We start from the raw sequence: 12,560 nt of genomic DNA on the forward strand, positions 1-12,560 counted from the left end.
CCCTGTCTCACATTCCCTTCACCACCTCGGTGAGCTGGTCCGCGCAGATCCCCCAACCGTGTTCGAACCCCATCGCCTCGTGCGTCTGGCGGTCCTCCAGCGTCCAGTGGCGGGCGCGTGCCGTGTAGCGGGTGCCGCCGGCTTCATCCGCGAAGGTGAGGATCACCGTCAGGAACGGTTTCTCGGACGGCACCCAGGCCGAGCGATAGGCGTCGGTGACGACGAGGCGCGTGTCCGGCACCACTTCCAGATAGACGCCCCGGTTGGGCAGATCCTGCCCGTCGGGACTGCGCATCACGATGAGACTCGACCCACCCGGCCGCAGGTCCAGTTCGACGACCGGCGTCGTGTAGGGTTTCGGGGCGAACCAGCGCTTCACCAGTTCCGGCTCGGTCCAGGCGCGCCAGAGCGCCCGGCGGGGTGCCGGAATCAGGCGGGTGAGGACGAGGTCGCGGGGATCGTCGGCGTCGCTCATGCTGTGTCCTCCATCCCTCAGGCGGGGGGCTTGGCTTGGTTCATCGCCCAGATCACGCCGAACGGGTCGCGGAGCTGTCCGTAGACGTCGCCCCAGAACATTTCCTGGTAGGGCATCACCACCTCGGCGCCTGCCGCGACCGCCCGGTTCCACCATGCGGCGATGTCCTCGACCGGCAGGAGCAGGCTGAACGATTGCGGCGTCTGGAGCGCGTGGCCGTATTCGGGAAAGGCATCGGAGAGCATCACCGAAGTCCCGTTGATGACGAGGTGGACGTGCATGGTCCGCCCCTTCTCGTTCGGCGGTATGGAGGCGACGATCGCGGCGCCGAAGGCGTTCCGGTAGAACTCGGCCGCCCGCAGGGCACCGTCGAGCGTGAGATAGGCGACCACGCCGCCCTTCGGGGGCACGGCCGGTGACGTCGTGTCGGTCTCGCTCATCGTCGCTTTCCCTGTTCGCCTCTCGGACGTCGGGACGCGGAAGGTGCCGTGCGTCGCCGGTCCGCGCAAAGACTTTTTGGAATGCCGCTTCCCAACGCCACTGCGGTGTCAGGCGCGGCCCCGGCCTCGTTTCGTCCCTTCGCGCGAACGGTCGGATCGCCGCAGTCCTGGGCCGGATTGGAACGATCCCCGACGCCCCCCGTTGGCCCGCGGTTTTAGCAAATGGTCGCCGCGCCGAGGGCGCACGGTCGAACCGGACGCCGCCAAGGAAGAGGATCGATTCATGGATCTCGGCATCAGCGGTCGCGTCGCGGTGATCACCGGCGGCGATTCCGGCATGGGTTACGCGAGCGCGGAGTATCTGCTGCGCGAAGGCGTCAAAGTCGTCCTCTCCGACCTGAAGGAGAAGGAGCTGGGGGAGGCGGCCGCGCGGCTCGCGGCGCTCGGTCCGGTGAAGGCGTGCCAAGCCGACCTCTCGTCGGATGCGGGGGCACGCAAGCTGCGCGACTTCGCCGAGCAGGCCTTCGGCGAGACACCCACCATCCTCGTCAACGCCGCCGGCGTCACCGGCGCCACCGGCGACTTCCTGGAGATCGACGACGAGGGCTGGATGTCGACGATCCAGGCTGACCTGATGGCGGCGGTCCGGATGGCGCGCGCCTTCATCCCCGGGATGCGGACCCAGAAATGGGGTCGGATCGTCTTCTTCACCTCCGAGGACGCGGTGCAGCCCTATGTCGAAGAACTGCCCTACTGCGCCGCCAAGGCCGGCCTGATGAACCTGACCAAGGGCCTCTCCAAGGCCTACGGGCCGGATGGGGTGCTGGTGAACTCGGTGGCGCCCGCCTTCGTGGCCACGCCGATGACCGACGCGATGATGGAGAAGCGCGCCGGGGAACTCGGCGTCTCCTTCGACGAGGCGGTCGAGAGCTTCCTGGAGGAAAAGCGTCCCGGCATCGTGGTCAAGCGCCGCGGCCGGGTCGAGGAGGTCGCGTCGGCGGTGGCCTTCCTGTGCTCGGAGCAGGCGAGCTTCATCACGGGCGAGAACCTGCGCGTCGATGGCGGCGCCGTCCTCACCATGGCGTCCTGAGCGATGCGGGAACTCTCCTGCGACGTCGCGGTGATCGGGGCCGGCACCGCCGGTATCGCCGCCCACCGCGCCGCCCTCGATGCGGGTGTCCGCGCCGTTCTGATCGAGCAGGGCCCCGGCGGCACCACCTGCGCCCGGGTCGGCTGCATGCCCTCGAAGCTGCTGATCACCGCGGCCGAGGCGGCGCACGAGGCCCGCAAGGCGCATCGGCTCGGTGTCCGGGTCGGCGACGTGCGGGTGGACGGGCCGGCGGTGCTGGCGCGAATACGGAGCCTGCGCGACGACTTCGTCGCCTCCGTGTTCAAGGGCCTCGACGGGCTGCCGCAGGAGACGCGCCTGACGGGCCGGGCGGTGTTCGAGGGGCCGGATGCCTTGCGCATCGGCGACCACACCCGCCTGCGCTTCAAGGCGGCGGTGCTGGCGACGGGCTCCAGCCCGAGCGTGCCCGAACCGCTGAAGGGGCTGGGCCACCGGGTTCTCACCACCGACACCGTGTTCGAGATCGAGGATCTGCCGGCCTCGCTCGCCGTGCTCGGTGCCGGCCCGGTCGGGCTGGAACTCGCGCAGGCCATGGCCCGTCTCGGTGTGGCGACCAGCGTGTTCGACCCCGGCGACAGCCTCGGGGGCTTGGGCGATCCCGATCTGAAGCGGGCCGCCCGCGAGATCTTCTCGCAGGCCTTCGATCTGCATCTCGGCGCGAAGGTCGAGAGCGGTGCGACCGAGGGCGAGGGCGCGCGCCTCGGCTGGAGCGGAGATGGGGACAAGGGCGAAAAGACGTTCGATCGGGTGCTCGCCGCCGCGGGCCGTCCGCCGAACGTTTCGGGAATCGGCCTGGAGCACACCGGCGTGACCCTGAACGACAAGGGTGGCCCGGTCCACGATCCCCGCTCGCTGCTTTGTGAGGGCGCGCCGATCCTGATCGCGGGCGATGCCAATGCCGACCGCCCGGTTCTGCACGAGGCGAGCCGTCAGGGCCGCATCGCCGGGCGCAATGCCGCGCGGCTCGCACGCGGCGAGGGGGCCGAGCGGCCGGAGCGCTGGGTCGCGCTCACCATGGTGTTCAGCGATCCGCAGATCGCCGTGATCGGCGGCGGCTTCGACCCGCAAGCGGATCACCGCATCGGACGCGCCGATTTCTGCGACCAGGGCCGGGCACGGGTGATGGATCGGGCCCAGGGCGGCGTCCGCCTCTACGCAGAGGCCGACGGGCGCCTCGCCGCCGCCGAGCTGATCGGCCCGGAGGCGGAGCATCTCGGTCATCTCCTGGCCTATGCGGTGCAGGACGGGCTGGACGTGCGGCGTCTGCGCGACCGCCCCTTCTACCATCCCACTTTGGAAGAGGGCCTCGACACGGCGCTCTCGGATCTCGTCGACCACCTGAAGTAACCATTTCGCGCCCGGGCTATCGTCCTGCCTTCGCGGGGACGCAGTGTCGTCGCTTTGCAGCTGTCGCTTCCGGCTACGCACTCTGTCGCGGAGGACTGTATGTTATCAGACAAAGATAGGGCTTCTCAGACACTTGGTTCGACTTTCGGGGAGACCGAAACACGTGCCGAAGGCACACCCGGCATTGCCTAACCGGGACGCGGCAGGCATACCGGCTGCCGTAATGGTCGATCCGTCGCAGATGCACGCCGTGGGGCCGAACGGTGGTCCGGTCGACCTTCCGGTCGATCTCGATGCCTTGACCGCCGAGCAGCGGGATGAAGTCGGCGTGGGCATTCTCGCCCTCGACGCCGTCGGGATCGTGCTCGCCAGCAACCGGGCTGCGGGAGCGCTGTGCGGCCTGCCGCCCGCGGCGATGATCGGGCGCAACTTCTTCCGCGAGATCGTGCCGAGCACCAACGTGCCGAGCTTCTACGGCCGCTTCCTCAGCGGCCAGCGCCGGGGCGTGGCCGCCCAGGCCTTCGAGTTCGTGTTCGGCCGCATCCCGGCCCCGCTGCGGGCGCGCATCGGCCTGCAGGCCGGCGCGAACGGGGGCACGTGGCTGACGATCACGCCGCTGGAGCAGATCGCCGCCGGGCCGTCGCGCGAGGCGGTGCTGGCCGCGATCGCCCAGCGCAGCCGGGCCGAACCGGTCGATCCGAGCCTGTGCGAGCGCGAGCCGATCCACATCCCCGGCTCGATCCAGCCGAACGCGGTCATGTTCGCCGCCGACGCGGCGACCCTCGAGATCCTGGCCTTCAGCGCCAACGCCGCCGACGTGCTGGCGCCCGAACTGTTTCCGCCCAGCGGCCTCGCGCTCGAGGCGGTGCTGCCCGGCGCGATCGTCTCCGCGATCCGCGACGGGCTCGCGGCCCACACCCTGACCGACGGGCGGCTCCTGCGCCGCACGCTCACGCTTCCGCCGCGGGACGAGCGCTTCCACCTCGTGGCGCACGCCCATCTCGGCCGGGTGATCGTCGAGCTGGAGCTGGCGCCGGACCGGCCCGAGGACTTCCTCGCCGCGAGCCCGCTCGACGCCGAACTCGCCATGATGCGGCTGCGCGCCGCCGAGACCCTGACCGAGGCGGCCCAGATCGCCGCGCTCGAGATCCGGGCCATGACCGGCTTCGAATCGGTGCTGGTCTACCGGTTCGACGCGGAGTGGAACGGCGAGGCCATCGCCGAGGACATGGTGCCGGACTGGCAGCGGCCGCTGATCGGCCTGCGCTTTCCCGCCTCCGACATCCCGGCCCAGGCACGCGCGCTCTACACCAAGGCCAAGAGCCGCTTCGTGATCGACCGCGACTGCGTGCCCGTGCCGCTGATGGCCGACCGGGCCGCGGGCAACGCGCCGATCGACCTCACCTTCGCCCAGAACCGCACCCTCTCGCCGATCCACCTTGAATATCAGCGCAACCTCGGCGTCGACGGTTCGATGTCGATCTCGATCATGGTCGAGAACCGGCTCTGGGGGCTGATGATCGGCCATCACCGCCGGCCGCACTACGTCGCGCCGGAGACCCGCGCGGCGGCGACCGTGCTCACCGATGCCTTCGCCATGCGGGTGCAGGAGATCGAGGGCAAGGCGCTGTGGAGCGAGCGCCAGCGCCATCTCGACGTGCAGGGCCGGCTGGTGCGCGGGCTCACCCGGTCCGACGACTTCGTCGCCTCCCTGACCCAGGGCACCCCGACCCTGCTCGACCTGTTCGGGGCGACGGGCGCGGGCATCGTTTCGGACGCGGCCGTCTGCCTTGTGGGCACGACGCCGCCCGAGGCCGCGATGCGCGCGCTGGCCGACTGGCTGCGGGAGAGCCTGCCGGCCGGCGAGACCACCTTCGTCACCGACACGCTGACGCTGCACCACGCGCCGGCCGCCGCCTTCACCGAGATCGCCAGCGGCCTGCTCGCGGCCTTCGTCGGCACCTCGCGCCAGCACCTGCTGCTGTGGTTCAAGCCCGAGGTGCCGAGCACCGTGACCTGGGGCGGCGACCCCCGCAAGCCGGTCCTGCCCGGCAGCGGCCCGGTGGCGGTGCTGCCGCGGCGCTCGTTCGAGCGCTGGATCGAGGAGCGGCGCGGCCATTCCACGCCGTGGGCGACGTGGAAGGTGGCGCTCGCCGCGCAGCTCGCCGACGCCGTGGACGGCGTGGTGCTGCGCCAGCGCCGCAAGATCGACGAACTGACGGAGCTGCTGGCCGACAAGGAGCGCCTGCTGGAGCAGAAGGATCTGCTCACCCGCGAGATCGACCACCGGGTGAAGAACTCGCTGCAGATCGTGACGGCCTTCCTGCACATGCAGCGGCGGCAGATTGCCGATCCGGAGGCGCGCCAAGCCTTCTCCGAGACCTCGGCCCGGGTGATGAGCGTCGCGCGCGTGCACGACAGCCTCTACCAGGGCGAGAGCATGGAGCAGGTCGATCTCGGCCAGACCATCCAGGCCCTGTGCAGCGACCTCGCCGGCATGGCCGGCGACGAGCACAGCGTCGAGCTGACCGCCGAGCCCGGCCTGATGGTGCCCTATCGGCACGCGGTGGCGCTCTCGCTGATCACCACCGAACTCGTCACCAACGCGTTCAAGTATGCCGGCAAGCCCGACAAGGGCGCGCGGATCAGCGTCTCCGTCGCGGGCGGCGAGGGCGAGGGCGTGCGGCTCAGGATCTGCGACGACGGCGAGGGCATGCCGCCGGGCTGGGAGAACGCCAAGGCGCGGGGCACGGGCCTGGGCATGAAGCTGATCCGGGCCATGCTCGACCAGATCGGCGCCCGCCTCGACGTCGAGAACGCCGACGGCGCCTGCTTCACCGTTCACGCCTGAGCCTCGCTTGATCGACAGCCTGCACGCCCGCCTGCGGGACGCCACGCAAGGGGCGCACGAGGCGCTGGAGCGCGACCTCGATTGGGAGGCGCGCGTGGCGACGCTGCCCGGCTACCGGGCTCTGCTGATTCGTCTGCGCGGCTTCCACGCCGCCTACGAGCCGGCGATCGCGGCCGCGCTCGCGGACGCAGCCTTCTTCGATCCGCGCCGCCGGCTCCCGGCCGTCGATGCGGATCTGCGCGCCCTCGATCGCGCGGCGCCCGACACCGTGCCGGCGCCCGATGCGCCCCGTCTCGACGGGGTGGGCGCGGCTTTGGGGGCGCTCTACGTGCTGGAGGGCTCGACGCTGGGGGGCGCCGTCATCGGCCGCCACGTCGCCCGCCTGCACGGGGAGGGCGTGCCGTTGGCCTATTATACCGGCCGCGGCCGCGCGACCGGCCCGCTCTGGCGGGCTTTCCGCGAGCGGCTGGACGGGTTGCCGGAGGCGGAGGCCGCCGCCGCCTTCGCCGCCGGCATCGCGACGTTCGAGGCGATGCGCGGGTGGCTGACGATGAGCGAGGGCTGAATCGCCCCCTTCCAGGGCTCTGCCCCGGACCCGCGAAAGGACTTGTCCTTTCGAAACCCGGTATTCACCGCGGCGGCAGCACCTGCGCCCGCTTGGCTTCCAGGGTCTGCCAGACGATCAGCGAGGGCAGGCCCAGCGCCACGTCGGGCACGCGCTTGGCGAGCGACAGGGCGATGGCGGTGCCCGCATCGAGCCCGAACAGGGCGCCCACCACGACGAAGCCGCCCTCCTGCACGCCGAGCCCGCTCGGGACGGCGAAGGCCGCCGACTTGATCGCCTGCGAGAGCGATTCCAGCACCAGCACCTCGGTCAGGCTCACCTCGACCCCGATGCAGGCGAGCACGATCCAAATCTCGGCCGCGCCGAGCCCCCAGGCCACGGCGTGCAGGGCGACCGATTGAGCGATGGGCCCGCGGCGGTCGCGGGCCCAGACCGCATCGAGGGCCTCCTGCACCGAGAGGATGCCCGCCGCGCTTGCCTCCGGTTTCGCCCCCTCCGGGGCCGCCGAGCGCAGGAAGCGGCGCCCGAGGGCGGCGAGGCGCCGTTCCAGCCCCCGGGCCGCACCCAGCGTCTGCAGGGCGAAGAAGGCGGCCACCGCCACCACCGCCACCGCGGCGGCCTGCGTCGTCCACCACGCGAGCACGGCGGCGGCCTCCCCCGGCAGCCGCCAGAGCAGGCCGGCGCCGAGCCCGGTGAAGGCCACCTGTGTCGCGACCTGGATCAGCATGTCGGCCAGCAGCGAGGCGGCCGCGAGGCTGCCCGCGACGCCCCAGAAGGTCAGCAGGCGCCCGCCCACCACCTCGCCGCCCACCGAGGCGACCGGCAGGAGCACGTTCACGCCCTCCCGCACGAAGCGCAGGATCACGAAGGCGCCGGTCTCGACAGTGGGCTCGGTGGCGGCCTTCGCGGGATGAGCGTGACGTCCCGACGGCGGGATGCCGCGCAGCACCCGCGCCCAGGCGAGCCCGCACAGCAACACGATGACGGCCCGCACCCCCACGATGGCGGCCAGTCCCGCCGGACCGATCCGCCCGAAGGCCGCACCGATCGCCGCAATATCGTTGGTGGCGACGAGCCAGACGCCCAGCCCCAGCCCGACCAGGGTGCCGAGGAGCGGCAACCGGCGCAGCAGCCCGCGCAGGAGACGCTCCGGCAGCGGCCTTTCGGCAGGCCGGTCCGAGGAGGAATGTTCGCGCCCGTCCCCACGGCGGGCGGGGGCCTCAACCATTGCCGGCTCCATCGGTGGGGGCTGCCGGGCTCGCCTCGGACATTTCGAACACCACGACGGGTGCGGCCGGCGGCGGCACCACGGTGGCGAGGGTGAGTGCCGCGGGGCCGATTGCATCGAGCGCCGGATCGACGAGGATGACGCGGCGGCGCGCCAGGGATTCCGGTGTGGCCAGTGTCAGCATCCGCTTGGGGCAGGGCCCGAGACAGCCCGTCTCCAGCACCCGGACCTTGCCGGCGCCCCTGCTCGCGCCGTCGTCGCGCGCGCCCTGCCGGAACGCCCGCTTGACGGCACGGCCGAGCTGCTTGCGGTCCACGCCCTGGCGCTTGGCGCATTTGCGGCAGACCAGCACGAGGTCCGAGAAGCCCGCCTTGGCCGTCCTCACCTTGGTCGTCTCGACCCGGTCCGATTCAACCCGGTCTTCTCGGGCCGCCCCGCCCGGATCCTGCCGCCGTCCCACATGTCCCCCCGTCCGGCCCTGCTCGCTTCGGGCCGCACTCCGTTTCGGGGGGCGGTATCGCAGCCCCCCGGCCCGGGGCGCAATCCCGGCGGATCGCCGCGCCTTAAAAAGGGCCGAAAAGAACGTGACCTGAACCACCAGACAGGATGCTGCCCCGAGCTTGCCGAAGCGTCTGGTCCGAGCGTATCGCGCATGGCCGGGCGCGAGGCCCCTCGCGCGGGTGTGCTCCGGCCGCGGATCCGTGAGGACCCCCATTCGATGAGTTCCGACGACGAGGTCAAGCAGGCGACGCGGGTCCGGCCGAGCCCGAGCGTCCAGTCGCTCATGGATCTTGCCCGGCGCTCCGTGCCGGATCTGCGGCGCAACGCCGAGACGATCGAGCCGCTCTCCCCGGGCAAGGGCCGCTTCCCCGGCCGGGCGCTGGTCGAGCGGGCACGCCGCGGCCTCGAATGGACCCGGCTGCCCGGCCTGCGGCCGCAGCAGGCGCGTCCGCCCGAGCGGATGGCCAAGCGGCTGTTCCGCAGCTACTGCCTGTTCGCGCTGGCGCCGACCGCGCTGGTCGGCCTCTACGTCTTCGTGATCGCCAGTCCGCAATACATCGTCGTGTCGCAGTTCGCCGTGCGCGGCAACGTCGAGCCGATGGCCAGCGCCGAACTCGGCCTGCACAGCGACCTGATCCAGAAGCACAACAGCCAGGACAGCTTCATCCTGCGCGACTACATCGGCAGCCGGCCGATGGTGGAGGCCGTCGATGCCAAGCTCGGCCTCGAACGGATGTTCTCTCAGGACGGGATCGATTTCTGGGCCGGCTACGGCGCGGGTCAGCCGATCGAGAAGCTGGTGCGGTACTGGCGCCGGCAGGTGATCCCGCACATCGATGCGATTTCCGGCGTGATCCACCTGAAGGTGCGCGCCTTCAAGCCCGAGGACGCGGTCGCGATCTCGGAGGAGGTGATCGCCCGCTCCGAGACCTTGATCAACAGCATCTCCCGCCGCGCCCAGAGCGACATGATCGTCAACGCGAAGAAGGAGGTCGAGCAGTCGTTCGAGCGGCTCAAACAGGCGCGGGTCGCAATGCAGGAGTTCCGCAACCGCTGGGGCATCATCGACCCGGTCAAGTCGGCCGAGGCGGCCGTGACCACGATCGAGCTCCTGCGCAAGGACAAGATCAAGGCGGAGAACGACCTGCGCGTGCTGCGCGACTCCAAGCTCGACGAGAAGAGCCGCGGCATCCAAGTGCTCGTGGCCACCCTCGGCGCGCTGGACGGGCAGATCAAGGATCTCCAGGGCCGCCTCACCACCGACGGCATCGTCTCGAATTCCGAGCACAACCTCACCCAGGCCCTGCTCGAATACGAGGGCCTGATGGTCGAGCAGACGGTGGCGGAGAAGCTCAACGCCTCGATGCAGATGATCCTCGACCGTGCCCGGGTCGCGGCGGCCAAGCAGCAGATCTATCTGGCGACCTTCGTACCGCCCCTGCTGCCGACCTATTCGGAATACCCGGCCCCGTTCTACGCCCTGTTCGCGGCCCTGTTCTGCTTCACCGCCCTGTGGAGTTCGGTCTCGCTCGTGACCGCAGCGGTCAACGACAACCGGCTCTAGATCCTTGTTTTGACACGCATTCTTTCGACGGACCGGCTTCCGCTTCGTCGGAGTGCGCTCTAAGTGTCTCTGACGAAACTCCCGATCACCGATCGTCTCCGTTCTGGGCACGGCGGCGCAGCGGGAGTTTCGTGAGGCACTCTAAGCGGCGGCCGGCAAACGGCTTTCATCGAACGGCTTCCATGGCGGATTTCACCGATCTCATCGCGCGCGCCGTCAGTCCGTCCATGAGTCGGGAGGAGCGCGATCAGGTCTACGCCGTGGTCCGGCAGGCGGTGCAGCGGCTCCAGGACCGCGAGGGCCTCGCCGGCGACGATCCCCGCATCCTGCTCCAGCGCCACTTGATCGAAGAGACGATCCGCGACGTCGAGTTCGACATCGTCCGCTTCCTCACCCTGCGCAAGATCGAGCAGGCGCGCGCGGCGCAGAACGCCGAGTACGAGGCGCAGTTCAGCAAAAAGTAGTGAGGGGCCGTTCGCATCAACCGCGCGGACCTCGTCGCAAAGCCCCCACAACACGTCCGATCCCCGATCCGCGGCGTTCCCGCCGTTACGATGCCGCGGGGGTATCGTAAGAGACGTTCAGCCATAGGCCGCCATGGCCCGCACGCCGCCGGGCTCGGCCACCTTCACGCCGGCCTCGACATACTCGTTGAGCTTGTTGCGTAAGGTTCGGATCGAGATGCCGAGGATGCGCGCCGCGTGGGTGCGGTTGCCGAGGCAATGGTCGAGGGTGTCGAGGATCAGGTCGCGCTCGACATCCGCCACGGTGCGTCCGACGAGCCCGCGGGTGGCCGCCTCCGCCGCGCTTGCCGCCCGCTCGACCGGGCCGGAGGCCGCCGCCGTCGGTGCTGCGAGCGACTCGCCCTCCGGGCTCAGGATCGCCTCCGGACCGATCTCGGCCCCCTGCGCCAGGAGCACCGCGCGGTGGATCGTGTTCTCCAACTCGCGCACGTTGCCGGGCCAGGGGTTGCGGGCGACCAGAGCCTGCGCCTCGCGGGCCAGCGGACGCAGCGGCAGCCCGTTCAGCTCCGCGTATTTGCGGGCGAAATGGGCGGTCAGTTCGAGAATATCGGCCAGCCGCTCGCGCAAGGCGGGCAGGCGCAGATGCACGACGTTGAGGCGGTAGTACAGATCCTCGCGGAACGTGCCCTTCTTCACCTCGTCGGCGAGGTTGCGGTTGGAGGTGGCGAGCACGCGGATATCGACCTTGACGGGGGCCGCACCCCCGACCCGGTCGATCACCCGCTCCTGCAGCGCGCGCAGCAGCTTGGATTGCAGCCGCACATCCATCTCGGAGATCTCGTCGAGGAGCAGCGTGCCGCCATTGGCCTCCTCGAACCGGCCGATGCGCCGGGCGACCGCGCCGGTGAAGGCGCCCTTCTCGTGGCCGAACAGCTCGGATTCGAGCAGGGCCTCGGGGATCGCCGCGCAGTTGACCGAGACGAAGGGGCGGCCCGCCCGGTTCGACTTGGCGTGGACGTGGCGGGCCAGCACCTCCTTGCCGGTGCCGCTCTCGCCGGTGATGAGCACGGAGGCTTCCGAGCGGGCGACCTGCTCGGCGAGCCGCACCACGCGCTCCATCGAGGGATCGCGCCAGATGAAACTGCGGGCGTCCGCCGCCACGGCCTCCAGGACCGCCGCGATCAATTCGGGATCGGGGGGGAGGGGGATGTACTCCTTGGCGCCCGCCTGGATCGCCGCCACCGCGGCGCGGGCGTCGGAGGCGATGCCGCAGGCCACCACCGGCGTGCGGATGCGCTCGTCGGACAAAGCCTGCACCAGCCGGCGGATGTCGAGGCCGACATCGACCATGACGAGGTCGCCGCCCTTGGCGCGCAGGGTCGCGAGCCCTTGGTCGATCCCGTCGGCGTGGGTGACCGAGGCGCCCCGGTTCATGGCGATCTTCGAGGCGGTGACGAGTTCGCTCGAGAGCCGTCCGACGATGAGCAGCCGCATGGCGTGGTGTCTCCGAAAATTCATCCGGTTCGGATGGCCGTCCCGGCCTGCGATGATCGCTCATCGCAGGCCGGCCCCCGCGAAGGCGGGGCGGCGGCCGTCCGCCGGACGTGTCGATCCCGACCCGCGGCCGGGATCGACACACCAAAGGGTCAGTGATCGTTCTTGATGATCTCGGTCATGGTGACGCCGAGGCGCTCCTCGACCAGAACGACCTCGCCGCGGGCGACGAGGCGGTTGTTGACGAAGATGTCGATGGCCTCGCCGACCTTGCGGTCGAGTTCGAGCACGGCGCCGGGGCCGAGCCGCAGGAGGTCGCCGATCGGCATGCGCGAGGAGCCCAGCACCGCCGAGACCACCACCGGCACGTCGAAGACCTGTTCGAGGTCCGCCGCATTCTTCGGGCTCGTCGGCGCGTCGCGGACGGAACCGGGGGCGCCCTCGTCGTAGGGCAGGTCGCCCTCGTTGAGCTGGGGCAGGCTGAAATCGTCGCTCGACATCG

Annotated in this window: 12 protein-coding genes; 6 read left to right on the top strand and 6 right to left on the bottom strand. The window is 70.6% G+C overall.

Annotated features, from left to right (window positions below):
- Positions 1-7 precede the first annotated feature (7 nt).
- On the bottom strand, positions 8-475 hold the full coding sequence (locus Y590_RS19670; protein ID WP_060771326.1) for an SRPBCC family protein: 468 nt from the start codon (positions 473-475) through the stop codon (positions 8-10).
- A gap of 17 nt (positions 476-492) precedes the next feature.
- The gene (locus Y590_RS19675; protein WP_060771327.1) at positions 493-915 is read right to left on the bottom strand and encodes a VOC family protein; all 423 of its coding nucleotides are present in this window, start codon (positions 913-915) and stop codon (positions 493-495) included.
- A gap of 283 nt (positions 916-1,198) precedes the next feature.
- Between Y590_RS19675 and Y590_RS19680 the strand changes: the two genes are divergently transcribed.
- From Y590_RS19680 to Y590_RS19695, 4 genes are all read left to right on the top strand, one after another.
- Complete coding sequence (locus tag Y590_RS19680; RefSeq protein ID WP_060771328.1) at positions 1,199-2,005, top strand: SDR family NAD(P)-dependent oxidoreductase; 807 nt, start codon at positions 1,199-1,201, stop codon at positions 2,003-2,005.
- 3 nt (positions 2,006-2,008) lie between these two features.
- The gene (locus Y590_RS19685) at positions 2,009-3,391 is read left to right on the top strand and encodes a dihydrolipoyl dehydrogenase (protein ID WP_060771329.1); all 1,383 of its coding nucleotides are present in this window, start codon (positions 2,009-2,011) and stop codon (positions 3,389-3,391) included.
- A 223-nt stretch (positions 3,392-3,614) separates the two neighbouring features.
- Positions 3,615-6,242, top strand: coding sequence for a histidine kinase dimerization/phosphoacceptor domain -containing protein (locus tag Y590_RS19690; RefSeq protein WP_060771330.1), 2,628 nt, complete (start codon positions 3,615-3,617; stop codon positions 6,240-6,242).
- Positions 6,243-6,249: 7 nt separating this feature from the next.
- On the top strand, positions 6,250-6,807 hold the full coding sequence (locus Y590_RS19695; protein WP_060771331.1) for a biliverdin-producing heme oxygenase: 558 nt from the start codon (positions 6,250-6,252) through the stop codon (positions 6,805-6,807).
- 64 nt (positions 6,808-6,871) lie between these two features.
- Here the strand turns inward: Y590_RS19695 and Y590_RS19700 are convergent, their stop codons facing one another.
- The gene (locus tag Y590_RS19700; protein WP_060771332.1) at positions 6,872-8,035 is read right to left on the bottom strand and encodes a lysylphosphatidylglycerol synthase domain-containing protein; all 1,164 of its coding nucleotides are present in this window, start codon (positions 8,033-8,035) and stop codon (positions 6,872-6,874) included.
- Positions 8,028-8,495 (bottom strand): (2Fe-2S) ferredoxin domain-containing protein, encoded by a 468-nt coding sequence (locus Y590_RS19705; RefSeq protein WP_060771333.1) that lies wholly within the window; start codon positions 8,493-8,495, stop codon positions 8,028-8,030. The genes Y590_RS19700 and Y590_RS19705 overlap by 8 nt, the downstream gene beginning before the upstream one ends.
- A 258-nt stretch (positions 8,496-8,753) precedes the next feature.
- Between Y590_RS19705 and Y590_RS19710 the strand changes: the two genes are divergently transcribed.
- A complete protein-coding gene (locus tag Y590_RS19710; RefSeq protein ID WP_060772377.1) occupies positions 8,754-10,100 on the top strand; it encodes a KpsE/RkpR family capsule polysaccharide export protein in 1,347 nt (448 codons plus the stop codon).
- A 182-nt stretch (positions 10,101-10,282) separates the two neighbouring features.
- On the top strand, positions 10,283-10,564 hold the full coding sequence (locus tag Y590_RS19715) for a hypothetical protein (RefSeq protein WP_060771334.1): 282 nt from the start codon (positions 10,283-10,285) through the stop codon (positions 10,562-10,564).
- A gap of 117 nt (positions 10,565-10,681) precedes the next feature.
- On the opposite strand, the gene flbD is transcribed toward Y590_RS19715, so the two are convergent.
- A complete protein-coding gene (flbD, locus tag Y590_RS19720; protein WP_060771335.1) occupies positions 10,682-12,058 on the bottom strand; it encodes a sigma-54-dependent transcriptional regulator FlbD in 1,377 nt (458 codons plus the stop codon).
- A gap of 152 nt (positions 12,059-12,210) precedes the next feature.
- Positions 12,211-12,558, bottom strand: a complete 348-nt coding sequence (gene fliN / locus Y590_RS19725) for a flagellar motor switch protein FliN (protein WP_060771336.1) — start codon at positions 12,556-12,558, stop codon at positions 12,211-12,213.
- Between the last annotated feature and the right edge of the window lie 2 nt (positions 12,559-12,560).

It is taken from the genome of Methylobacterium sp. AMS5 (assembly GCF_001542815.1).
Taxonomy (GTDB): Bacteria; Pseudomonadota; Alphaproteobacteria; order Rhizobiales; family Beijerinckiaceae; genus Methylobacterium.

What these genes read in the sequence shown, in the direction of transcription:
- Y590_RS19675 (WP_060771327.1), bottom strand. Translation starts at nt 915, where the DNA reads ATGAGCGAGACCGACACGACGTCACCGGCCGTGCCCCCGAAGGGCGGC.
- flbD (WP_060771335.1), bottom strand. Translation starts at nt 12,058, where the DNA reads ATGCGGCTGCTCATCGTCGGACGGCTCTCGAGCGAACTCGTCACCGCC.
- Y590_RS19685 (WP_060771329.1), top strand. Translation starts at nt 2,009, where the DNA reads ATGCGGGAACTCTCCTGCGACGTCGCGGTGATCGGGGCCGGCACCGCC.
- fliN (WP_060771336.1), bottom strand. Translation starts at nt 12,558, where the DNA reads ATGTCGAGCGACGATTTCAGCCTGCCCCAGCTCAACGAGGGCGACCTG.
- Y590_RS19670 (WP_060771326.1), bottom strand. Translation starts at nt 475, where the DNA reads ATGAGCGACGCCGACGATCCCCGCGACCTCGTCCTCACCCGCCTGATT.
- Y590_RS19690 (WP_060771330.1), top strand. Translation starts at nt 3,615, where the DNA reads ATGGTCGATCCGTCGCAGATGCACGCCGTGGGGCCGAACGGTGGTCCG.
- Y590_RS19700 (WP_060771332.1), bottom strand. Translation starts at nt 8,035, where the DNA reads ATGGTTGAGGCCCCCGCCCGCCGTGGGGACGGGCGCGAACATTCCTCC.
- Y590_RS19680 (WP_060771328.1), top strand. Translation starts at nt 1,199, where the DNA reads ATGGATCTCGGCATCAGCGGTCGCGTCGCGGTGATCACCGGCGGCGAT.
- Y590_RS19710 (WP_060772377.1), top strand. Translation starts at nt 8,754, where the DNA reads ATGAGTTCCGACGACGAGGTCAAGCAGGCGACGCGGGTCCGGCCGAGC.
- Y590_RS19715 (WP_060771334.1), top strand. Translation starts at nt 10,283, where the DNA reads ATGGCGGATTTCACCGATCTCATCGCGCGCGCCGTCAGTCCGTCCATG.